Here is a 21,454-nt window from a genome sequence, read left to right on the forward strand (position 1 = left end):
GGCCATGGGTGCACGGGACGGGTTGCGGGTCGGCGTCGTCGGCGCCACCGGTCAGGTGGGCGGCGTCATGCGCCGGCTGCTCGACGAGCGGGACTTCCCGGTCGCCGAGATCCGGTACTTCGCGTCGTCGCGCTCCGCGGGCAGCACGCTGCCGTGGCGGGGGAGCGACGTCGTCGTCGAGGACGCGGCGACGGCGGACGTCGGCGGGCTCGACATCGCCCTGTTCTCCGCCGGGGCCGCGACGTCACGCGCCCAGGCTCCGCGGTTCGCGGAGGCGGGCGCGATCGTCGTCGACAACTCGTCGGCATGGCGGATGGACCCGCAGGTGCCGCTCGTCGTGTCGGAGGTGAACCCCGAGCAGGTGCATCACACGCCCAAGGGGATCATCGCGAACCCCAACTGCACGACGATGGCCGCGATGCCGGTGCTCAAGGTGCTCGACACCGAGGCCGGCCTGCGGCGCCTCATCGTGTCGACGTACCAGGCGGTCTCCGGGAGCGGGGGCGCCGGCGTCGCGGAGCTGGCCTCGCAGGTGCGGGGCGCGCTCGCGTCGGACGTGCCGCTCGAGGCGCTCGCGGTGGACGGGTCGGCGGTGCCGATGCCGGACCCGGTGAAGTACGTGCGGCCGATCGCGTTCGACGTCGTGCCGCTGGCCGGCTCGATCGTGGAGGACGGGCTCGGGGAGACGGACGAGGAGCAGAAGCTCCGGAACGAGTCGCGCAAGATCCTCGGGCTGCCCGACCTGCTGGTGTCCGGGACCTGCGTGCGGGTGCCGGTCTTCACCGGGCACTCGCTCTCGATCAACGCCGAGTTCGCGCGGCCGCTCTCGCCGGAGACGGCGATCGAGCTGCTCGCCGGGGCGCCCGGCGTCGTGCTGACCGACGTGCCGACGCCGCTGCAGGCCACCGGCGCGGACCCCACGTTCGTGGGCCGCGTGCGCACCGACCCGGGCGTGCCCGACGGGCGCGGGCTGGCGCTGTTCCTCTCCAGCGACAACCTGCGCAAGGGGGCGGCGCTCAACGCGGTCCAGGTCGCGGAGCTCGTGGCGCGGCGCGTGCTCGCGCACGCCTGACGCGCCGGGGGCGAGTTCGGCCTCAGGGCACACCCGCCGCCGCACCCGACCCGGCGCCCCAACGCTGATTGGGGTAGCTCCGGGAGCACATGACTCCCGGAGCTACCCCAATCACCGGGAATTCGGGACTGGGCAGAGGGGCCCGCACCTGCGTGCGGTTCCCTGCCACCCGCCGCTGCGCAGCGCACCGACGAGCTGCACCGTGCAGTCGCAGGGACGCACGGCGAGATGCGACCAGCGGTACCGCAACGTCACGTGTGATCGGTCCACCCGGACCTCGTTGTCGCGCCAGACATCGGCGTCGGTCGTGCCCCCGGGATGCGCGAGGGCGCCGTCGAGCTCGGCCCGGGTCGCGTACTCCCCGAACACGGCGTCGGCGCGCAGACGCAAGCCCCGGATCTCCGCCCACACCTGCCGCGCTGACGCGGGCAGGTCGTGAGCGCGGACGACGTCGCGGTGGAAGCGGTGCTCCAGCGGCGACTCCGAGCCAGCAGCGACTTCGGCGACGAGCTCGTGCAGCAGACCTCGATGGCGGAGCCTCGCCCGCCCGGCGACCTCCTGCCGAAGCCGTGAGGTTGGCACACCTCGTCGTGCCGCGGCACACAGGAACCCGATGACGTCGTCCTCGTTCGTCGCTGCGTCCGCGAGGTCGATCGCAGTCACCGCGCGACCGAGCCGGGGCGGGTCGCCGGTCGGTGCGAGCCTCCGCCTCGTGCGGTGCAGTCGGACCCCGGCGAGCGGTCGTACCTGGCGATCGTGCGGGATGGTGACGTCAAGCTGGCGCGGTTGCGATGCGACGAGACCGCCGAGGTAGCCGGCCGAACGGTGCGACAGCGCCGCCCCACGGCCACACGCGAGAACCGCTGCCCACGCACGTGAGCTCCACGTGATCGGGCCCGAGTAGGTCAGGTACACGCCGGGGTGAATCAGTTGCCAGCGCCCGGACTCGAGCCGGGAACGCGGAACCCGAGGCGACCGCCCGCACTGGGCGATCTGCCGGCGAGTGATCACCCCGCTCTGGCGTTCGAGAAGAAGCGTCAGCGGGTGGACACGCGCGACGCTGGCCATGGTCATGGTGGCGAGTGTGGCGCCACAGCCCCCGGACGGGCTCGGAGGCTGTGGACAGGTGTGTCTCGTCCCGCCAACGCGCGAGCTGCGGACAACCCGCGAGGAGGGTCGCCGCCGCCGTCATTGGGGCAACTTCGGGAGCGCATGACTCCCGGACTTACCCCAGTCGCGGAAGGGGACCGCCGGGATGGGTGCGTGAGCGACCGGCTCAGGCGGCGTGGCGCCCCGCGACGGCGGTACCCATCTGCTCGATCGCCTGCGCCAGCACGGGCCGGGGCAGGGCGAAGTTGAGCCGCACGAAGCCCTCCTCGCCGCACGCCGCGCCGTCGACCATCGCCACGCCGGCGTGCTCGCGGAAGAAGTCGCCGGGCGCGGCGCCGAGCTCGAGCTCCCGGCAGTCGAGCCAGGCGAGGTAGGTGCCCTCGGGCGGCGAGTAGCCGACGTCGGGCAGGTGCTCCGTGAGCAGCTCGCCCAGCAGGCGCCGGTTCCCGTCGAGGTAGGTGACGATCTCCTCGAGCCACCCCTCGCCGGACGTGAACGCCGCCGTGTTCGCGATGACCCCGAGGTTGGCCGCGCCGTGCGAGGCCATGAACCCGAACTTCTCCCACTCCACGGCGTCGGCGGCGTTCGACAGCAGGAGCTGAGCGCACTTGAGGCCGGGCAGGTTCCAGGCCTTCGACGCCGACGTCGCCGTCACGGTGTGGCTCGCCGCCGCCTCGGAGATCGACGCGTACGGCACGTGGTGGGCGCCCGGGTAGACGAGCGGGGCGTGGATCTCGTCGGAGAACACCCGCCCGCCGTGGGCGGTGACGACGTCGGCCAGGGCCGCCAGCTCCTCGCGGCCGAACACGCGGCCGAGCGGGTTGTAGGGGTTGCACAGCACGAGCAGTCCGGCGCCGTCCGCGAACGCGCGACCGATGCCGTCGAGGTCGAGCCGCCACACGCCGTCGTCGTCGTCGAGCAGCATGGGCACCCGGATGATCTCCCGCCCGAACAGCTCCGGGATCTTGAGGAACGGCATGTAGGCGGGCGTCGTCACGATGACCTTCTCGCCGCGACCGGAGAAGTGCTCCATCGCGACCTCGAGGGCCTTGATGACGTCGGGGAGGGGATGGATCCGCTCGGGCGAGATCTGCCACCCGTGGCGGCGGGCGTACCACTCGGAGACGGCCTCGGACATCGTGCGCACGAGGCTCGGCGGGAGGTAGCCGAACTGCGCGTCGTCGACGGCGGTGTGGAGCGCGCGGGCGATGCCCGGCGCCACACCGAAGTCCATCTCTGCGACGAAGGCGCCGATGCTGTCCGGGTAGGTCGACCACTTGATCCCGCCGCGTGCGCGGAGGTCGTCGACGGTGATGGCGTCCAGGTCCTGGGGGCTCACCACACGATCCTCTCGCATCGGCGGAGCGCGGCCGGTGCGACACTGTCGGACGTGCCCGACCCCACCGAGCTCGTCGCCGACTGGCGCGAGGCGCCCGACGTCCGCGCCGTCCAGCACCGCACCCGCCGCGTGCTCGTGTCCGCGCAGGTGCTCGGCTCGGTCGGGATGGGCGCCTCGGCGTCCGTCGGGATCCTCCTCGCGGAGCAGGTGACGCAGTCGGAGACCTGGGCGGGGGTGGCACGGACGTCGACGACGCTCGGTGCCGCGCTCGTCTCGCTGCCGCTCGCGCTGCTCGCCGCCCGCGCCGGACGGCGGACGGCGCTGAGCGCCGGCTGGTCGGTCGCGCTGCTCGGCGCCGTCCTCCTCGTGCTCGCCGCCGCGACGTCGTCGACGGTGCTGCTCGTCCTCGGCATGCTGGCGTTCGGCGCGGGGTCGGCGACCGGGCTGCAGTCCCGGTTCGCGGCCACCGACCTCGAGGTGCCGGCCCATCGCGCCCGGACCCTGTCGATCGTCGTGTGGGCCATGACGATCGGCTCCGTGCTCGGCCCGAACCTGGGAGCGCCCGGCGAGCTGGTCGAGAGCTGGTTCGGGCTCCCGGAGCTCTCCGGCGCGTTCGTCATCAGCGCCGCCGGGCTCACGGCCACCGTGATCATCCTGCTCGTCTTCCTGCGTCCGGATCCCGTGGCCGTCGCCGCGGCGAAGGCCGGCCCCGACGCCGTGCCCGCCCCGAAGGCACGGGGGAGCCTCGTGCTCGGGCTGCGGGCGATCGTCGCGACGGCGCCCGCCCGGTTCGCGTTCGTCGCGCTCGTGCTCGCGCACACGTCGATGGTCCTGCTCATGACGATGACGCCGGTGCACATGCACCACCACGGCGGCACCGTGGAGATCATCGGGCTCGTCATCAGCGGCCACGTGCTCGGCATGTTCGCGTTCTCGCCGCTGGTGGGCGCGCTGGCCGACCGGATCGGACGGATCGCCACGATCCTCATCGGCCAGGCCGTGCTGCTGGCCGCCGCCGTCGCCGCCATCGGGTGGAGCGGCGGGACCGGGGGCGTCACGGTCGCGCTGTTCCTGCTCGGTCTCGGCTGGTCGTTCGTGACGATCCCGGCCGCGACGGTCGTGTCCGACGCCGTCGCGCCGGCCGTGCGGAACGTCGTCCAGGGCACGTCCGACACCGCGATGAACGTCGTCGCCGCCGTCGCGGCCGGCGTCTCGGGTCCGCTGCTCGCCGTCGTCGGCTTCGCGAACCTCGCCTGGGGCGTCGTCGCGCTCGTGATCCCGGTGGCCGTGCTCGCCCTCCCGCTGCGGCGCGGCGTCGACCGCGCCGCGTGACAGGGCGGCTCAGGCGCGGGACTGCGACCGCGCGTGAGCGGCGGCCATCGCCCGACGCCCGGCGGGCATCGCGATCGCCGCTGTCACGACGACGAACGTGAGGATCCCGGCCGCCACCAGCAGGAGCTCCACCGAGAAGACGTCCGCGAGCGGGCCGAAGATAACCATCCCGAGCGGCATCGCCACAGCCATGACGATGCCCACGAAGCCGAACACCCGGCCCTGCCTCTCCGGTTCCACGGTCTCCTGGAGGACGGTCATCGACGTCGTCGAGAAGAAGGGCACGGCCAGTCCGACGAGGAACATGAACCCGAAGAACACCCACATGTTCGTCGACAGGCCGAGCGCGATGGACAGGCCGCCGAACGCGAACGTCGCTCCGACGATCATCGTGATGCGGTTCTTCAGCCCGCCCCAGGTGGCGAGCAGCGCGCCGCCGAGGATCATCCCGATGCTGAACGCGAGCTCGTTGACGGTGAGCTTCCACACCTCCTCGCCGAACGTCCGCACCACCATGAGGGGCGTCAGGTACGACGGCGCGACCGTCAGCACGAAGACGACGCCGAACAGCACGAGCAGCCAGCGCACGAACGGGTGCGTGACGACGTACCGCACGCCGCCGACGAGGTCGTCGAAGTAGCCGACGGGTGCGCCGTCGACCAGCTGGCGGACGAGGCGCGGCACGCGGAGCGAGGCCAGGAGCGCGATCCCGATCACCGCCGTCGCGACGTCGACGAAGAAGACCGCCTCGATCGACGCGCTCGCGTACACCGCCGCGGCCGCCGCCGGCGCGAGCAGCATCATGGTCGACTGGATCGTGCCGTTGATCCCGTTGACCCGCATGAGCTTCTCCGTCGGCACGATCTGCGGCAGCAGCGCGCTGACGGCCGGCATCTGGATCCCGGCGCCGATCGACCGGATCGCGAGCGCGGCGTAGATCAGCCAGAGCTCGTCGCGGCCGGACAGCATGAGCAGCGCGAGCGCCAGGGTCGTGACGGCGATCGCGGAGTCCGCGGCGATGATGAGCTTCTTGCGATCGAGCCGGTCCGCCCACACGCCGCCGAAGATCGACACGACCGCCTGCGGCAGGAACCCGAACAGCGACGCCAGCGCCATCACGGAGCCCGACTTCGTGACGAGCGTCAGGTGCCACATGATCGCGTACTGCACGAGCATCGACCCGAACAGCGACACCGTCTGTCCGGACAGGAAGACGGCCGCGTCGCGCCGCCAGGTCGGTTTGTCGACGACGGCGTCCCGCACCTCAGGGTCGATCCCCTCGTGGGGTGAGGGGTCGGCAGACGGCGCGCTCGGCTCGTGCTCGGGCATGGTCACCGGACCATGGTCACACCCGGATCCGACACCGGCCTCCCCCGATCGGCCGAGGTTTGGGGCGGGGCGGTCAGCCGAGGTGCGTGCGCACGAACTCGAGCTGCGCCCGCATCTGCTTGATGCGCTCGGTGTCCGCGTACGAGCCGTGCCCGGCGTCGTACCGGTACACCTCCACGGGCGGCGCCTCGGATCGCCCGCGCAGCGCCCCGACGTAGTTGTCGATCTGCCGGATCGGGCAGCGTGGGTCGTTCTCGCCCGCGAGCACGAGGGTCGGGGACCGGACGGCGCTCGCGTACGTGATCGGCGAGGACACCCGGTAGGCGTCGGGCACCTCGGCCGGCGAGCCGCCGAACAGCGACCGGTCGAACGCCTTGAGCCCGTCCATCTCGTCCTCGTACGCGGCGACGTAGTCCGCCACCGGCACGCCCGCGAGGCCCAGCGACCAGCGGTCGGGCTGCGTGCCGAGCCCGAGCAGCACGAGGTACCCGCCCCACGACGCGCCGGCCAGCACCGACCGGTCGGGGTCCAGCACGCCGCGCGTGACCAGGTGCTCGTGCACCGCCGCGACGTCCTCGAGCTCCGTGAACCCGACCTTCGCCTCGAGCGCGTCCCGCCAGGCGCTGCCGTACCCGGTCGAGCCGCGGTAGTTCACCTGCAGGACGGCGAAGCCGTGGTCCACCCACGCGGCGGCGTCCGGCGCGAACGAGTCCGAGTCGTGCCACGTGGGGCCGCCGTGGACCTCGACGATGACGGGCAGGGGCTCGACGCCTCCGGCGGGTCGGCGCAGCAGCGCGTGGATGCGGCCGCCCGGGCCGTCGAGGCACACGTCCTCGACGGGCACCGACGGGGGTGCCGGCGCCCCGATGGGCGTGAGGACGGCGCGATCGGTGCGAGCGGACAGGATCGTGCGCGGCGTCGCCGCCGACGACCACGAGAACCACACGTCGCCGTCCGGCCGCGCCGTCCCTCCGGCCACCGTGCCGGACTCGGGGCTGACCGGCGTGAGCGTGCCGTCGGACAGGTCGTACCGGTACAGCCGGGTCCGCGCGTCGTGGTCGACGGCGACGAGCAGCGCTCGTCCGTCGGGGAACCAGTCGGCGTCGGCGATCTCGCCGTCGATCCCGATCTCGATCGGTCGCTGGAGCCCCGTGGCGACGTCCCAGACGAGCGGCTTCGGCCGGCCGGCGCGCTCGTGCAGCACGAGCAGGCGCGGGTCGCCGTGCACCGGCGCGAAGTCCATCGCCCACAGGCCCTGCCCGGGCCCGTCGTCGAGCTCGGTCACGCGGCCGCCGTCGTCGGCCCGCACCACCCGGATCGCCGGGTGCCGGTTGTCCCCGCGCTCGCTGTGCTCGATGGCCACGAGGTTCGCGTCGCGGCTCAGTGCTGCGGCCGACGCGTCCTGGGCGTGCGCGTACAGGAGCACCGGGGCGGTGTCACCCGCTCCGGCCGGACCGACGACGAGCTGGTGGATCTGGGTCCCGTACGCGTCGTCCGAGCGCCCGACGACGACGGTCTTGTCCTCGCCGAGCAGCAGACCCGCCGAGTAGGCAGCGGTCAGGGGCAGCGGCGTCTCCGTGCGGCGACGCGGACCCGAGGCGAACGGCTGGCGACGCCACACGCCGAACTCGTCGCCGCCGTCGTCGTCGAACCACCAGATCCACTCGCCGCGCGGGTCGATGGTCGCGGTGACCGTGCCGTGCGGGCGGTCGGTGGTCGGGATGAGGGCACGGGTGGTCGAGTCCCACGAGTGGACCTGCCGCACGCCCTGGTGGGTGGCGACCACCACCGCGCGCTCGGGCGCCGCGAGCGCCCACTCCGGGACCGACACGTAGCCGGCGCGGAAGCGCGCCTCCCACGCGGGAGCCGGCCACTCCGGATGGCCACGCGGGACCTGGGGGGCCTCGGGGAGCTGCACGGCGTCAGTCCTGACCGCTCGTGGGCCCGTTCATCCGACCGGCGCCGCCGCGCCGCAGCCGGACGATCAACGTGACGATCGTGCCGATGATCGCGAGGCCGAACACGACGAGCAGCGGGGTGCGCCACGGGTTGCCCTCGTCGATGCCCGGCTCGTCGGCTCCGGCGGCCGCGTCGTCGGTGGCCGACGCCGTCGCCTCCGGCTCCGTGGGGGTCGCCTCGGCGGTGGGCTCGGCGGTGGGCTCCGTGGTGGCCTCCGGCAGCGCGAGCGTGAACGTCGACGTCCCGGAGATCGGGTGTCCGTCCGCCGACGTCACCCGCCAGTTCACCGTGTAGGCACCGCCGGCGAGGTCGGTGGTGAGGTGCTGCACGACACTGGTGCCGTCGAGCGTGGGCGCTCCGTGGGCGACGTCGACGCCGTCCGCTCCGACCACCTGGATCTCGTTACCGATGTCGGACGCCGGCTCGTTGAACTCCAGGACGATCTCGGTGGGAGCGGCGTCGAGGGTCGCCCCGTCAGCGGGTGTCTGGCTCACGAGGGCGTTGTGCGCGGACGCCGGAAGGGCGGTGGCCACGACGGCGACGGCGAGAAGGGTGCTCGCGAGGCTGGTCGCGGCAAGACGGCGGAACATGCAGGCATCACTCCGGTCGGATCGCTGTGGCGGTCAGCCCGCCGCAGCGTCAGCCTAACCAGCGTCGGCGGGACGCCGGGGCGCGCGGCTCCCGCCGAGGTGCGTGCGCGGCCGGGGACGGGCCATGCTGGACCCGCCGCCGGCCCGCCCTGGACCTCCGCGGCCCCGCGCGGAGCGAGCATCGCCCGGCGGGCGCTCGAACAGAGAGGTCACCGATGCCGACGACGCACCACGTCCGGGTCCACCGCAGCGAGGAGCACCTGCCGCGCTCGGAGCAGCTCGCGTGGGCGATCGCCGAGGTGGCGACGGACCGCGTCGAGGTGCCGCGCGCCGTCGTCGACATGGTCGTCAACCGCATCATCGACAACGCGGCGGTCGCGGCGGCGTCGCTGCTGCGGGCGCCGGTGGTGGCGGCGCGCGCCCAGGCGCTCGCCCACCCGTACACGCCGGGGGCCACGGTGTTCGGCCGCAGCCCGCAGCTGCGCGTCAGCCCGGAGTGGGCGGCGTGGGCCAACGGTGTCGCGGTGCGGGAACTCGACTTCCACGACACGTTCCTCGCCGCCGACTACTCGCACCCCGGCGACAACATCCCACCGATCCTCGCCGTCGCGCAGCACACGGGCGCCACGGGCGCCGACCTCATCCGGGGCATCGCCACGGGCTACGAGATCCAGGTGGACCTCGTCAAGGCCATCAGTCTCCACGCGCACAAGATCGACCACGTGGCGCATCTCGGCCCGAGTGCCGCCGCGGGCATCGGGACCCTGCTGCACCTGGACGCGTCGACGATCTACCAGGCCGTGGGCCAGGCGCTGCACACGACGACGGCGACGCGGCAGTCGCGCAAGGGCGCCATCTCGACGTGGAAGGCGTTCGCGCCGGCGTTCGCGGGGAAGGTCGCCGTCGAGGCGGTCGATCGCGCGATGCGCGGGCAGTCCAGCCCGACGCCGATCTACGAGGGCGAGGACGGCGTCATCGCCTGGCTGCTGGACGGCCCCGAGGCGAGCTACGACGTGACTCTGCCTGCTCGCGGTGAGGCGAAGCGCGCCATCCTCGAGACGTACACGAAGGAGTACTCGGCCGAGTACCAGGCGCAGGCGCTCATCGACCTGGCCCGCAGGCTGCACCGGCGCTACCCGGAGGTCGCGGACCCGGAGCAGGTCGAGCGGATCGTCATCCACACGTCGCACCACACGCACCACGTGATCGGCTCGGGGGCGAACGACCCGCAGAAGTACGACCCGACGGCGTCCCGCGAGACGCTCGACCACTCGATCCCGTACATCGTGGCGGTCGCGCTGCAGGACGGCGGCTGGCACCACGTCGACTCCTACGCGCCGGAGCGGGCGGGACGCCAGGACACCGTGGCGCTGTGGCACAAGATCTCGACGGCGGAGGACCCCGAGTGGACCCGCCGGTACCACGAGAGCGACCCGGCCCAGAAGGCGTTCGGCGGGCGCATGGAGATCGTGCTCACGGACGGCCGGACCCTCACCGAGGAGATCGCCGTGGCCGACGCGCACCCGCTCGGCGCCCGGCCGTTCGAGCGCGAGCAGTACGTGCGCAAGTTCCGCACGCTCGCCGACGGCGTCCTCGAGGACGTCGAGGCGGAGCGGTTCCTCGACCTGGTCGAGCGTCTCCCGGACCTCGGCACGGGTGAGCTGTCCGGCCTGACGATCGCGGCGCGGCCGGGCCTCCTCGGCACCGCCCGCACACCGAAGGGACTGTTCTGATGCTCCACGCGACGGCGACCGCCCAGGAGAAGCGCGGCGCTCTGCGGTCGGCGCTCGCGGACGGCGACCGGCTGCTGCGCTGGCCCGGGGCGTTCAACCCGCTCGGCGCCCGCCTCATCGAGGACAAGGGGTTCGAGGGCGTCTACGTGTCCGGCGCTGTGCTCTCCGCCGATCTCGGGCTGCCCGACATCGGCCTGACGACGCTCACCGAGGTGGCCGGTCGGGCGGGGCAGATCGCGCGGATGACGAACCTGCCGACGCTCGTCGACGCCGACACGGGCTTCGGTGAGCCGATGAACGTCGCGCGCACCGTCCAGGTGCTCGAGGACGCCGGGCTGGCCGGGTGCCACATCGAGGACCAGGTGAACCCGAAGCGGTGCGGGCACCTCGACGGCAAGCAGGTGGTGCCGCTGGCCGACGCCGTGCAGCGGGTCCGGGCGGCGGCCGACGCACGGCGCGACGGCGACTTCCTCGTGATGGCCCGCACGGACGTGCGCGCCGTCGAAGGGTTCGACGCCGCGATCGAGCGGGCTCGCGCCTTCGTGGACGCGGGCGCCGACGCGATCTTCCCCGAGGCGATGCGCTCGCTGGCGGAGTTCGAGGCGGTGGCGAACGCCGTCGACGTCCCGGTGCTGGCGAACATGACGGAGTTCGGGAAGTCCGAGCTGTTCACTGTCTCGCAGCTGCAGGACGCCGGCGTCCGGATCGTCATCTACCCGGTGACGCTGCTGCGGGTGGCGATGGGCGCCGTCGAGCGTGGGCTCGACGAGATCACCGCGGCCGGGACGCAGGCCGCGCTCGTGCCGGACATGCAGACGCGCGCGCGGCTGTACGAGCTGGTCGACTACGCCGGGTACAACGCCTTCGACGCGGAGATCTTCACGTATCGGCCGTGAGGCTGGCCTCGCGCGGGGTGTGGCGCCGCGAAAGGACGGCTGGGGATGGTCACCACGGGGCGACGCGGTCGGCGTGGCGGTGCTCGTGGAGCATCTGGAGGTCGGAGACCGCAGCGCAGAGCTCGAGCCGCCGCCGCGCGTAAGCCGGGTCGTCCCACCGGTTGACGAGCTCGTCGGGGTCGTCGGCGAGGTCGTACAGCTCGCCCGTCGCCGGCCGGCCCGCGTCAGGGTCGCCGTGCCAGACCACGACCTTCGAGTCGTGGCGCCGATACATCGTCGTGTGCGCCGGCGGGTCGTACGGGTAGCCCGAGTCGCGGTACTCCGCCCATGCGTAGGTGCGTGCCTCGCGCTCCTCACGCGCGACGGCGACGAGGTCCAGGCCCTGGTCGCGCGCGTACGGCTCGAGCCCGGCGGCGCACCGGATCGTGTGCGCGACGTCGTGGACGCCCACGAAGTCCGTGACGCGGTGGCCGGCCGGCACGAGGTCGGGCCACGACACGACCAGCGGCACCCGGACGGCGGGGTCGTACATCATCGGCCCCTTGAGGAGGAGGGCGTGGTCACCCAGCATCTCGCCGTGGTCGCTGACGAAGACGACGAGCGTGTCCCGCTCCAGCCCCTGCTCCCGCAAGGTTCGAAGGATGCGGCCGACGCCGTCGTCGATCTGGCTCACCATCGCGTGGTACGTGCGCCGGATCTCGTCGATCCCCTCGGGCGTGAAGTCCGCGAAGGACGGCCCGTGACCCACGTAGCTGGCCCGGGAGGCCTCGGACTGGAGGGTCGGCTTCGTCGCGAGCTCGTCGGGTCCGCCCACCGGGGGCGGCACCGAGCCCGGCGGATACAGGTCGAGGTACTCCTGAGGAGCCGCGAACGGGTGGTGCGGCGCGAAGTAGTTCGCGAGGAGGAAGAACGGCCGGTCGTCCTCGGTCCGCAGGAAGTCCCCGACCTCCTCGGTGACCCACGTCGAATAGCTCGCGTGCGCCGGCATCTCGTCGAAGCGCGTGTTCTCGTGCGCGAAGTTCTCCACGTCCGGTGTGACGACGTCGCCCATCGCCTCCGCCCAGAGGGCGGGGTGCCGTTCGCGCAGCCACCGGTGGTAGGCGTTCTCGGGCGCGCCGTGGAACGGGTCGTGGGCCCAGGCGAACGTCTCGAACCCGTCGTCCAGCCGCTCCTCCGTGCGCCCCTCGAACGCCGACGCGAGGTGGAACTTGCCGACGAGCCCGGTCCGGTACCCGGCGTCCGCCAGCTCGCGCGAGACGAGGCTGCGCCCTTCCGGGAGGGTGACGCCGTTGGCCCACAGGCCGTGGGAGCTCGGGTACTCGCCGGTGAGCATCGACGCGCGCGTCGGCGAGCACACCGTGTTCGGGGCGTAGCACTGCTCGAACACCGCCCCCCGCTCGGCCAGTGCCACGAGGTTGGGTGTGATCGCCGCGCTCCCCGGGTGCGTGCCGACGGCGTCGAAGCGGTGCTGGTCGGTACAGATGACGAGAATGTTCGGTCGCGAGCTCATGCTCGGGCGTTCCTCCGTGTCGGTGGTGGTCATTTCACGCTGCCGGCGGCGAGGCCGCCGACCATGTACTTGCCGAAGATCGCCCCGAGAACGATGAGGGGGAGCGAGAGCAGGACGACGCCCGCCATGACCTGGTTCCACTGCAGCGTGTAGCTCCCGAGGAACTTCTGCAGCACGAGGGGGATCGTGGCGGACTGCGAGCCGGTGAGGACCAGGGGAAACAGGAAGTTGTTCCACGCGAAGAGGAACGTCATGATCGTGACCGACGCCAGCCCCGGCCGGGCCACGGGCAGCACGACCTGGAGCATCGTCCGTAGCGGTCCGGCGCCGTCGAGCGCGGCGGCCTCGTCGAGCTCGCGCGGGATCCCGTCGATGAAGACCTTGAGCATGATCGTCGCCAGTGCCACGTTGAACGGCAGGTACACGAGCAGCAGCGCGACGATGGTGTCCGACAGACCCACTCTGGTGAAGATGGCGTACGCCGGGACGGCGAGCCCGATGGCGGGCAGGGCGCGAGCCGCGAGCAGCCACAGGCCCGTCGCTCCGGAGGAGGAGACGCCTGCACGGCTCAGGGCGTAGGCGGCCGGCGCGGAGATCGCGAGCGCCAGCGCGGCCGAGCCCACGCTCGACTGGACGCTGTTGAGGACCGGCCCGAGGAACGAGGACTCGTCGAAGAGCGCCACGAAGTTGTCGAGGGTCGGCGTGAACACCCATTGCGGGACCGGGTTCAGGCTGACCTGGGGCGGCTGGAGCGAGGTGAGGACGGCATACAGCGTGGGCAGCGTGAACACGACGAGGACGAGCGCGATGAAGACGTAGGCCGCGATCCGCGCCGGGAGGCTGGACCTCGTCGTGCGCCTCATGCCCATGCCCGTTCCGCTCGTCGCTGGAGGCGCGTGAACACCGTCACGCACACCAGCGTGAAGACGACGACGAACACGGCGATCGCGGCGCCCTCACCGAACCGCAGCTGACCGAAGAAGACCTGGAAGTTGTAGTAGGTCAGGAGCTGGGTGCTCGACCCCGGTCCGCCACGAGTGAGCACGTAGATGGTGGGAAACACCTGGATCGCGTCGATGAACCGCAGCAACGCGATGGCGATCACGGCCGGCCGGACGATCGGCAGCACGAGGCTCCACGCGCTGCGGACAGCGCCGGCGCCGTCGAGCTGGGCGGCCTCGAGGACCTCCTCGGGCACGGTCTTGAGCGCCGCCAGGGTCAGCAGGATGACGAACGGCGTGTACTGCCAGACGTCGATCCCGATGATGACCGCCATCGCCGATCCCGGCTGCGTCAGCCACTCCTGGTGGATACCGACGAGTCCGAGGTAGTAGGACACCATGCCGATGTCGCCCTGCAGGATGTACTTGAACACCAGGGCGACAGCGATCGGCGGAAGCACAGCCGGCCAGAGCAGCAGCACCCGCAGGGCGTTGCGGTTCGGGAGGAACCGGTCGAGGACGAGCGCCGTGAGAACGCCGAGCGCCAGCTCGAGCGCGAGCGCCCCGACGAGAAAGACGACGGCGAGCCAGAGGGCCGACCAGATCTCACGTCCGCCGAAGACGTCCGAGAAGTTCTCCCCGCTGAACGGTGCACGGGGGGTCAGGCTGTCGTCCGACGCGCCGAGCGCGAGGGCGAGGGCGTACACGATGGGCAGGATCGTCGTCAGGGCCAGCACGACGAACAGCGGGGCGGTGAATCCGAGCTGCCATCCACGCAGCCGGCCGTCGGCCGCGGTGAACGAGCTCACTCGAGGTACGCGGCGGCGGCCCGGATGGCTTCGGCGACCTCGACCTGGCCCGTCACCGCCTTGCTCAGCTCCTCGGCGATCTGCTGACCGACGGTCGCCCAGTCCGGTGTCGCCGGCAGGTAGTTCGGATCGTCCTCGAACGGTGAGACGCCGCCGTCGTTCGCGATCCCGATCGTGCCGGTGACGGTCGGGACGAAGCTCCCGAACCCGTAGCTCTCCTCGTACTCCGGCGACTCGTACACCTCCGCGAGAGGCGGCGCCCCGAAGTTGGCGTCCGTCTGTGTCGCCGCCGTGAGCGTCTGCGCGAGAGTCGCCCACTGCGTGAAGAGCCACGCCGCGTCCGTCGCATCGCTGTTCGCCGCGATGGTCCACCCGTGCGTGTTGTACGGCACGTACGAGCCGGCGGGACCCTCCGGCAGCGTGAACGAGTCGATGTTCCCCGCGACCTGCGAGGCCTCCGGGTTGTTGAAGGTGCCGCCGAACACGGCACCCTCCTGGACGATCGCGACCCGCCCGCTGGCGAAGGCGCGCGTGACGTCGTCGACGCTCCAGTTCGTCGCTCCGGACGGCGCGTAGTTCTGCACGAGGTCGGTGTACGTCGTGAGCGACTCGACGGCCTCCGGGGAGTCCAGGGCAGATCCCGAGTACGTGCCGTCGTCGAACGTCTCGTAGTAGCTGCCGCCGTTGGCGTAGAGCCACGCCGACCAGACGAACAGCAGCTGCGACGGGCTCGGGGCCGTCCGCAGCGCGATGCCGGCGACATCGTCGGAGTGGATCTGGTGGACGACGTCGACGAGCTCCTCGTACGTCGTCGGCACCGCGTCGATGCCGTGCTCGGCGAACACGTCGGTGCGGTAGTAGAACATCTGGGTCCCGATGAACATCGGGACGCCGTACAGCTCGTCCTCCCGGCTCAGCAGCGACGTCGTCCCCTCGCCGAACGCCGCGAGGTCCCATCCGGGGACGATGCTCTCCGCGTCGTCGACGAGCGGCCCGATCGGCTCGAGCCAGCCGCGGTCCACGTACGTCGGGATGAAGCCGGACGGCGTCTGCAGGACGTCGTACCCGCCGTCACCCGAACCGAGTGCCACTGCCGCGCGGTTCTCGGTGGACTGCTCGTCGAGGATCGTCCAGTCGACGGTGATCCCGGTGAGCTCGGTGAACTGTCCGCTGATCTGCTGGATCGCGTCGGCCTGAGGTGAGCTCTGAGCGAGAACGCTGATGCTGCCGACGCCGAGCTCCTCGCCACGTCCAGCGAGGAAGTCCTCGGCGGAGGCTTCGAGCTCGGCACCGGTGTCGTCGCCGCCGCCGCCGGCGTCGCCGCCGCCCGCGCCGCATCCGGCGAGGACCAGCGCCGCCGCGACGCCGAGCGCGCCCCACCGGGCGAGACCGGTCGGATCGTTGCGCATGTGACCTCCTCGTCAGGGTGCACACGGTCGCTGTGACCGATGGCGGTGGATCCGTGCGCCTGGCTGCTCATCCGAGCGGTGCGAGGACCATCGCTGCGCCTCAAGTCAAGGTGATGAGGGCATGGCGGGCAAGGCCTTGCGTCGAAAGTGCTCAAACGAGCATCCTGGGCGGATGGTCGATGCCTCGGGATCCCATGCTCGCGAGCGGGCGTTGATGGCACACGTCGCCCGCCGGTACTACCACGGCGGCCGGTCGAAGAGCGAGATCGCGGACGAGCTCTTCCTCAGCCGGTTCAAGGTGGCGCGCCTCCTCGACGCCGCTCGACGCACCGGCGTCGTGCAGATCACCATCGACGTCCCGGGCGACGTCAACGACAACCTCTCCCGCGAGCTCGAGGAGGCCTACCAGCTCCGGCGCGCCGTGGTCATCGATGACGGTGCCGAGGACCAGCTGCTCGCCAGACTGGGCGAGGCGGCGGTCGTGCTGCTGTCGGAGGTGGTCCGCGAGGGCGAGCTGGTGGGCATCACCTCGGCCCGCACGATGCTCGCGATCCACGAGCTGCCGCAGGTTCCCCTCCCGTTGTGCACGTTCGTGCAGATCACCGGAGAGCTCCCGCGGACAGACGCCTCGAACGTGATCAGTCTCATCCGGATCCTCACGCGCAGGACCGGAGGATCGGCGCAGGTCTTCTTCGCACCGATGGTCGCCTCGAGCGAGGACGCGTGGCGCAGCTACATGGCGCAGCCCGAGGTGCGCGCGGCCTTCGCGCGGTTCCGGGAGCTCAGCGTCCTCATCACGGGGGTCGGCGCGTGGGCGCCCGGGCGGTCGATCATCTACGACCACCTGCCGGACGTGCGCGACGACGCGACACGGGCCGGCGCCGTCGCGGAGGCCCTGGGCATCCCGATCGACGCCCACGGGCGCACGGTCCACGGACCGGCGCGGCGGCGGATCGTCGCGCCGGACGTCGAGACTCTCATGGGCACGCGAGAACGCATCGCCGTCGTGTTCGACCCCGCGCGCGCCGACGCCGTTCGGGTGGCGGCGCGGAACGGCGTCATCAACAGCATCGTGACGCAGCGGTCGAACGCGGAGGCGCTGCTCGCGTGACCGGCGCTAGCGTGGGAGCGAGCTGTCCACGCGCGGTTCCTCACGAAGGAGTGACATGACGGACGCAGATCCGCAGGCGAAGGAGATCCACAAGGGGCTGGCCGGCGTCGTCGTCGACACCACCTCGATCTCCAAGGTGGACCCCGACACGAACTCCCTGCTGTACCGCGGGTACCCGGTGCAGGACCTGGCGGCCCGGGTGTCGTTCGAGGAGGTCGCGTACCTGCTCTGGCACGGCGAGCTCCCGACGCCCGACGAGCTCCAGGCCCAGAACGCGACCGAGCGGCTCCAGCGCGACCTGGACCCCGACGTCCGCGACGCGATCCTCGCCCTCCCGACGACGGCGCACCCGATGGACGTCGTGCGCACCGCCGTCTCGGTGCTGGGAGCGACCGACCCCGATGCGGAGAACCTCGACCCCGACGCGCTGCAGGCCGCCTCGCTGCGCCTGTTCGCGCAGCTGCCGGCGATCGTCGCCCTGGACCAGCGCCGCCGGCTCGACCTGCCGGAGGTGGCGCCGCGTGCGGATCTCGGCTGGTGCGAGCACCTGCTGTACCTGACGTTCGGGCAGGTGCCGGACGCCGTCGTCGTCGACGCCTTCTCCGTGTCGATGACGCTGTACGCGGAGCACTCGTTCAACGCCTCGACGTTCACGGCGCGGGTGATCGCCTCGACGCTCTCCGACCTGTACTCGGCGGTGACCGGCGCCGTCGGCGCGCTCAAGGGGCCGCTGCACGGCGGCGCGAACGAGGCGGTGATGCGCACGTTCGCCGAGATCGGCACGGCCGACGACGCCGCCGGTTGGCTCGCCGATCGCCTGGCCGCCAAGGGCAAGGTGATGGGCTTCGGGCACCGCGTCTACAAGCACGGCGACTCCCGGGTCCCGACCATGCGCGAGGCGCTCGTGCGGATGGTCGACCACACCGGGCGCACGGAGCTCATGGCGCTGTACGCCGCGCTCGAGGACGCCATGGCCGAGCGCACCGGCATCCTGCCGAACCTCGACTACCCCGCGGGCCCGGCGTACCACCTCATGGGGTTCGAGACGGCGACGTTCACCCCGCTGTTCGTGGCGAGCAGGGTGACGGGGTGGACGGCGCACATCATGGAGCAGCTCGCCTCGAACGCGCTCATCCGGCCGCTGTCGGAGTACGTGGGACCGGAGCGGCGCGAGGTGCCGGAGCGCCCCTGACGGCGGTCAGGGGACGAAGTCGGGCCCGTTGGCCGGGTCCGCCCGGTACCGGTCGTAGGCGGCCACACGCTTCGAGGTGCTGGCGGCGAGCGGCTCCGGCAGCGCGTCGCGGGCGAACCAGCCGACCGCCGTCGACTCGTCGTCCGCGACGTGCGCCTCGCCGCCCGTCGCCACGCACCAGAACGTGAGGTTGAGGTACTGCGCGCTGTCGCCGCTCGCGTAGTGCACGACGTCGGTGGTGTCGACGAGCACGAGCGCCTCCGTGCGCGCGAGCACCCCGGTCTCCTCGAGGATCTCGCGTCGCAGACCGACGGCGGGCTCCTCGCCCGGGTCGAGGATGCCGCCCGGGATCGCCCAGAGGCCGTTGTCCGTCCGGCGACCGAGGAGCACACGATCGGCGGGATCCGTGACGACCGCGCTCACACCGGGGAGCCACAGGAGCTCGTGCCCGACGGCGGCGCGCAGGCGGGCGACGTACTCCGGGACGGGCATCGGCCCAGCCTAGGGGCGGTGCTACTCTCACCGGCGTGACGGTTCAGTTTTATTGGCGCCCCGCGCTGGCTCCTCGCGAGTCGGCGGGTCGCCGCTGAGCACCCACCGACGCACAGAGCCAGCCAGGGCGTGGACCACTCGGGTCCGCGCCCTTCGCCTTTCCAGGCGGGCCGGTCTCCTCGGTCCGCCGCCGATCGAGGAGACCGACATGACGACCGTCGCCGCCGCGCCGCGCACGAACGACCTCCGGGTCCGGGCGCTCGAACTGCTGCCCACCCCCGCCGCGATCCGCACCGAGGCGCCGCTCGACGATGACGGCGCCGCGCTCGTCGCGTCGTCCCGCCGAGGGGCCTCGGACATCCTGCGCGGCGCCGACGACCGCCTGCTCGTCGTCGTCGGTCCCTGCTCGATCCACGACCCGGAGGCCGCGCTCGCCTACGCCGCTCGGCTCGCCCCGCTGCGGGAGAGGTTCGCGGACTCGCTCGAGGTCGTCATGCGCGTCTACTTCGAGAAGCCGCGCACCACGCTCGGCTGGAAGGGCCTCATCAACGACCCGGGGTTGGACGGCTCGCACGACGTGCCTCGCGGGCTGCGCCTCGCCCGGCGGGTGCTGCTCGACGTCGTCGCCGCCGGACTCCCCGCCGCAACGGAGTTCCTCGAGCCGACGACGCCGCAGTACGTGGCGGACGCCGTCAGCTGGGGTGCGATCGGCGCGCGGACGCCGGAGAGCCAGGTGCACCGGCAGCTCGCGTCCGGGCTGTCGATGCCGATCGGGTTCAAGAACGCGACGGACGGCGACGTGCAGGCGGCCATCGACGGCTGCGTCGCGGCGGCGGCCGAGCACACGTTCCTCGGGATCGACGACGACGGCCGCGCGTCAGCCGTCGCGACCACCGGGAACCCGGACGGGCACGTGGTGCTGCGCGGGGGACGGTCCGGGCCGAACTTCGATGCGGCGTCCGTGGCCGCCGCGCTCGACCTGATCGGGGCGGCGGGCCTGCCGCGCCGGCTCGTCGTCGATGCGAGCCACGGCAACTCCGGGAAGGACCACGTGCGGCAGGCCGGCGTCGTCCGCGAGCTCGCGCAGCGGATCGGCGCGGGGGAGCGCGGCATCGCCGGCGTGATGATCGAGAGCTTCCTGGTGCCGGGGCGGCAGGAGCCGGCGCCGACGGGGCTCGTGTTCGGGCAGAGCGTGACCGACGCGTGCGTCGGCTGGGACGAGACGGAAGAGCTCCTCGCGGCGCTGGCCGTCGCCTCCGCCTCCCGCCGGTTGTCGGCCTGAGGAACTCCTCGAATCAGACCCGAGGGGTCGAGTCAGACCCTCCGGAGGGCCTGACTCGACCCCTCGGGTCTGACTCGACGCGCGGGCGAGGTCCCTAGAGCTCCCCGCCGGCGAGCAGCCGCTCGATGCGCGCGCGGTACGGCGCGGGGTCGAGGCCCTGCGCGGCGACCCACGCGTCGTCGTAGTACGTGCCGGAGTACAGGTCGCCGGAGTCGCACAGGAGCGTGACGACGCTCCCGGTCCGGCCGTCGCGGCGCATCGCGTCGATGAGCGTCCACGCACCCCACAGGCAGGTCCCGGTGGAGCCGCCCGCGCGGCGTCCGGCGTAGGCGGCGAGGTGCCGCATCGCGGCGACGCTGGCGGCGTCGGGCACGGGGATCATGTGGTCGATGACGCCGGGCACGAAGCTCGGTTCCATGCGCGGGCGGCCGATGCCCTCGATCCGGGACGGCATGCCGGTGGTGTAGTCGGGGACGTCGTCGGCCCAGCCGGGGTAGAAGGAGGAGTTCTCCGGGTCGACGACGGCGAGCCGCGTCGGGTGGCGGCGATAGCGCAGGTAGCGGCCGATGGTCGACGACGTCCCGCCCGTCCCCGCGGCGACGACCACCCACTCGGGCACCGGGTGCCGCTCCAGCGCGAGCTGGCCGAAGATCGACTCCGCGATGTTGTTGTTGCCGCGCCAGTCGGTGGCGCGCTCGGCGTAGGTGAACTGGTCGAGGTACCGGCCTCCGGTCTCGGCCGCGAGCCGCTCGGCCTCGGCGTAGATCGCGGACGGCGTGTCGACCAGGTGGCACCGGCCGCCGTACGCCTCGATCCGCGCGATCTTCGCCGGGCTCGTCCGCCGCGGCATCACGGCGACGAACGGCAGGTCGAGCATGCGCGCGAAGTACGCCTCGGACACCGCCGTGTTCCCGCTGGTGGCCTCGATGACGGTCGTGCCCTCACGCAACCAGCCGTTGACGAGCGCGTACAGGAACAGGGACCGCGCGAGGCGGTGCTTGAGGCTCCCCGTGGGGTGCACCGACTCGTCCTTGAGGTACAGGTCGATGCCCCAGTCCGCCGGGAGCGGGACCTGGTGGAGGTGGGTGTCGGCGGACCGCTGGGCGTCCGCCTCGACGCGGCGGATCGCCTCGTCGCACCAGGCGCGGTCGGCGGGGGTGAACGCGGGCATGCCGCGTAGTCTGCCGCAGCGCGTCGTGCCCGTTCCCGCCGCCCGCCGGCGTGCGAGCGGCGCCGCCCGTGCGCGACGCGTCCGGCCTCGCGAGTGCTGGATTGGTATACACGCCGCGCCGGTGACGTCGGCGACGTGCCACCGCCCTCATGGTGCACCGGAAGCGCCGCGTTCCAG

Annotated in this window: 18 protein-coding genes; 7 read left to right on the forward strand and 11 right to left on the reverse strand. The window is 72.3% G+C overall.

Annotated elements, in window-relative coordinates:
- The first annotated feature begins 4 nt into the window (after positions 1–4).
- Positions 5–1,072, forward strand: a complete 1,068-nt coding sequence (locus tag BCAV_RS02830) for an aspartate-semialdehyde dehydrogenase (protein WP_012725603.1) — start codon at positions 5–7, stop codon at positions 1,070–1,072.
- Positions 1,073–1,183: 111 nt separating this feature from the next.
- Here the strand turns inward: BCAV_RS02830 and BCAV_RS02835 are convergent, their stop codons facing one another.
- A complete protein-coding gene (locus BCAV_RS02835) occupies positions 1,184–1,735 on the reverse strand; it encodes a hypothetical protein (RefSeq protein ID WP_144016695.1) in 552 nt (183 codons plus the stop codon).
- Between the two features lie 613 nt (positions 1,736–2,348).
- Complete coding sequence (locus BCAV_RS02840; protein WP_043346469.1) at positions 2,349–3,521, reverse strand: aminotransferase class I/II-fold pyridoxal phosphate-dependent enzyme; 1,173 nt, start codon at positions 3,519–3,521, stop codon at positions 2,349–2,351.
- A 51-nt stretch (positions 3,522–3,572) separates the two neighbouring features.
- On the opposite strand from BCAV_RS02840, the gene BCAV_RS02845 reads away from it, so the two are divergent.
- On the forward strand, positions 3,573–4,853 hold the full coding sequence (locus tag BCAV_RS02845) for an MFS transporter (protein WP_012725606.1): 1,281 nt from the start codon (positions 3,573–3,575) through the stop codon (positions 4,851–4,853).
- 9 nt (positions 4,854–4,862) lie between these two features.
- On the opposite strand, the gene BCAV_RS02850 is transcribed toward BCAV_RS02845, so the two are convergent.
- The 3 genes from BCAV_RS02850 to BCAV_RS21345 all read right to left on the reverse strand — a co-directional run bounded on the left by BCAV_RS02850 (position 4,863) and on the right by BCAV_RS21345 (position 8,731).
- Entirely contained in the window at positions 4,863–6,182 is a 1,320-nt protein-coding gene (locus BCAV_RS02850) for an MFS transporter (RefSeq protein ID WP_012725607.1), read from the reverse strand.
- A 73-nt stretch (positions 6,183–6,255) separates the two neighbouring features.
- Positions 6,256–8,100, reverse strand: a complete 1,845-nt coding sequence (locus BCAV_RS02855; RefSeq protein WP_012725608.1) for a prolyl oligopeptidase family serine peptidase — start codon at positions 8,098–8,100, stop codon at positions 6,256–6,258.
- Positions 8,101–8,104: 4 nt separating this feature from the next.
- Positions 8,105–8,731 carry a copper resistance CopC family protein gene (locus BCAV_RS21345; protein ID WP_012725609.1) on the reverse strand — a complete coding sequence of 209 codons (627 nt, stop codon included), beginning with the start codon at positions 8,729–8,731 and terminating at the stop codon, positions 8,105–8,107.
- A 215-nt stretch (positions 8,732–8,946) separates the two neighbouring features.
- Between BCAV_RS21345 and BCAV_RS02865 the strand changes: the two genes are divergently transcribed.
- Together BCAV_RS02865 and prpB are read left to right on the forward strand one after the other, a co-directional pair.
- A complete protein-coding gene (locus BCAV_RS02865) occupies positions 8,947–10,464 on the forward strand; it encodes an MmgE/PrpD family protein (protein ID WP_012725610.1) in 1,518 nt (505 codons plus the stop codon).
- Positions 10,464–11,360, forward strand: coding sequence for a methylisocitrate lyase (gene prpB / locus BCAV_RS02870; protein ID WP_012725611.1), 897 nt, complete (start codon positions 10,464–10,466; stop codon positions 11,358–11,360). The genes BCAV_RS02865 and prpB overlap by 1 nt, the downstream gene beginning before the upstream one ends.
- Before the next feature lie 49 nt (positions 11,361–11,409).
- Here the strand turns inward: prpB and BCAV_RS02875 are convergent, their stop codons facing one another.
- From BCAV_RS02875 to BCAV_RS02890, 4 genes are read right to left on the reverse strand one after another with little or no spacing between them, the layout of a single operon-like run.
- Positions 11,410–12,870 (reverse strand): sulfatase-like hydrolase/transferase, encoded by a 1,461-nt coding sequence (locus tag BCAV_RS02875; protein WP_043348218.1) that lies wholly within the window; start codon positions 12,868–12,870, stop codon positions 11,410–11,412.
- 29 nt (positions 12,871–12,899) lie between these two features.
- Positions 12,900–13,733 carry a carbohydrate ABC transporter permease gene (locus BCAV_RS02880; RefSeq protein WP_187292843.1) on the reverse strand — a complete coding sequence of 278 codons (834 nt, stop codon included), beginning with the start codon at positions 13,731–13,733 and terminating at the stop codon, positions 12,900–12,902.
- A complete protein-coding gene (locus BCAV_RS02885) occupies positions 13,730–14,620 on the reverse strand; it encodes a carbohydrate ABC transporter permease (RefSeq protein ID WP_012725614.1) in 891 nt (296 codons plus the stop codon). Before BCAV_RS02885 ends, BCAV_RS02880 begins: the two co-directional genes overlap by 4 nt.
- Entirely contained in the window at positions 14,617–16,029 is a 1,413-nt protein-coding gene (locus BCAV_RS02890) for an ABC transporter substrate-binding protein (RefSeq protein ID WP_012725615.1), read from the reverse strand. Before BCAV_RS02890 ends, BCAV_RS02885 begins: the two co-directional genes overlap by 4 nt.
- A gap of 214 nt (positions 16,030–16,243) precedes the next feature.
- On the opposite strand from BCAV_RS02890, the gene BCAV_RS02895 reads away from it, so the two are divergent.
- Together BCAV_RS02895 and BCAV_RS02900 are read left to right on the forward strand one after the other, a co-directional pair.
- The gene (locus BCAV_RS02895; protein ID WP_043346471.1) at positions 16,244–17,140 is read left to right on the forward strand and encodes a sugar-binding transcriptional regulator; all 897 of its coding nucleotides are present in this window, start codon (positions 16,244–16,246) and stop codon (positions 17,138–17,140) included.
- A gap of 55 nt (positions 17,141–17,195) precedes the next feature.
- Positions 17,196–18,332, forward strand: a complete 1,137-nt coding sequence (locus BCAV_RS02900) for a bifunctional 2-methylcitrate synthase/citrate synthase (protein ID WP_012725617.1) — start codon at positions 17,196–17,198, stop codon at positions 18,330–18,332.
- A 6-nt stretch (positions 18,333–18,338) separates the two neighbouring features.
- On the opposite strand, the gene BCAV_RS02905 is transcribed toward BCAV_RS02900, so the two are convergent.
- A complete protein-coding gene (locus tag BCAV_RS02905) occupies positions 18,339–18,824 on the reverse strand; it encodes an NUDIX hydrolase (RefSeq protein ID WP_012725618.1) in 486 nt (161 codons plus the stop codon).
- 208 nt (positions 18,825–19,032) lie between these two features.
- Between BCAV_RS02905 and BCAV_RS02910 the strand changes: the two genes are divergently transcribed.
- The gene (locus BCAV_RS02910) at positions 19,033–20,106 is read left to right on the forward strand and encodes a 3-deoxy-7-phosphoheptulonate synthase (protein ID WP_012725619.1); all 1,074 of its coding nucleotides are present in this window, start codon (positions 19,033–19,035) and stop codon (positions 20,104–20,106) included.
- Between the two features lie 94 nt (positions 20,107–20,200).
- On the opposite strand, the gene cds1 is transcribed toward BCAV_RS02910, so the two are convergent.
- Positions 20,201–21,277 (reverse strand): L-cysteine desulfhydrase Cds1, encoded by a 1,077-nt coding sequence (gene cds1 / locus BCAV_RS02915; protein ID WP_012725620.1) that lies wholly within the window; start codon positions 21,275–21,277, stop codon positions 20,201–20,203.
- Positions 21,278–21,454: the final 177 nt, after the last annotated feature.

The sequence above is a fragment of the Beutenbergia cavernae DSM 12333 genome (genome assembly GCF_000023105.1).
Taxonomy (GTDB): domain Bacteria; phylum Actinomycetota; class Actinomycetes; order Actinomycetales; family Beutenbergiaceae; genus Beutenbergia; species Beutenbergia cavernae.

Excerpts from the sequence above, each read along its gene's own strand:
- BCAV_RS02900 (WP_012725617.1), top strand. The coding sequence starts at position 17,196 with ATGACGGACGCAGATCCGCAGGCGAAGGAGATCCACAAGGGGCTGGCC.
- cds1 (WP_012725620.1), bottom strand. The coding sequence starts at position 21,277 with ATGCCCGCGTTCACCCCCGCCGACCGCGCCTGGTGCGACGAGGCGATC.
- BCAV_RS02905 (WP_012725618.1), bottom strand. The coding sequence starts at position 18,824 with ATGCCCGTCCCGGAGTACGTCGCCCGCCTGCGCGCCGCCGTCGGGCAC.
- BCAV_RS21345 (WP_012725609.1), bottom strand. The coding sequence starts at position 8,731 with ATGTTCCGCCGTCTTGCCGCGACCAGCCTCGCGAGCACCCTTCTCGCC.
- BCAV_RS02880 (WP_187292843.1), bottom strand. The coding sequence starts at position 13,733 with ATGAGGCGCACGACGAGGTCCAGCCTCCCGGCGCGGATCGCGGCCTAC.
- BCAV_RS02865 (WP_012725610.1), top strand. The coding sequence starts at position 8,947 with ATGCCGACGACGCACCACGTCCGGGTCCACCGCAGCGAGGAGCACCTG.
- BCAV_RS02895 (WP_043346471.1), top strand. The coding sequence starts at position 16,244 with ATGGCACACGTCGCCCGCCGGTACTACCACGGCGGCCGGTCGAAGAGC.
- BCAV_RS02875 (WP_043348218.1), bottom strand. The coding sequence starts at position 12,870 with ATGAGCTCGCGACCGAACATTCTCGTCATCTGTACCGACCAGCACCGC.
- BCAV_RS02890 (WP_012725615.1), bottom strand. The coding sequence starts at position 16,029 with ATGCGCAACGATCCGACCGGTCTCGCCCGGTGGGGCGCGCTCGGCGTC.
- prpB (WP_012725611.1), top strand. The coding sequence starts at position 10,464 with ATGCTCCACGCGACGGCGACCGCCCAGGAGAAGCGCGGCGCTCTGCGG.
- BCAV_RS02830 (WP_012725603.1), top strand. The coding sequence starts at position 5 with ATGGGTGCACGGGACGGGTTGCGGGTCGGCGTCGTCGGCGCCACCGGT.
- BCAV_RS02850 (WP_012725607.1), bottom strand. The coding sequence starts at position 6,182 with ATGCCCGAGCACGAGCCGAGCGCGCCGTCTGCCGACCCCTCACCCCAC.
- BCAV_RS02910 (WP_012725619.1), top strand. The coding sequence starts at position 19,033 with ATGACGACCGTCGCCGCCGCGCCGCGCACGAACGACCTCCGGGTCCGG.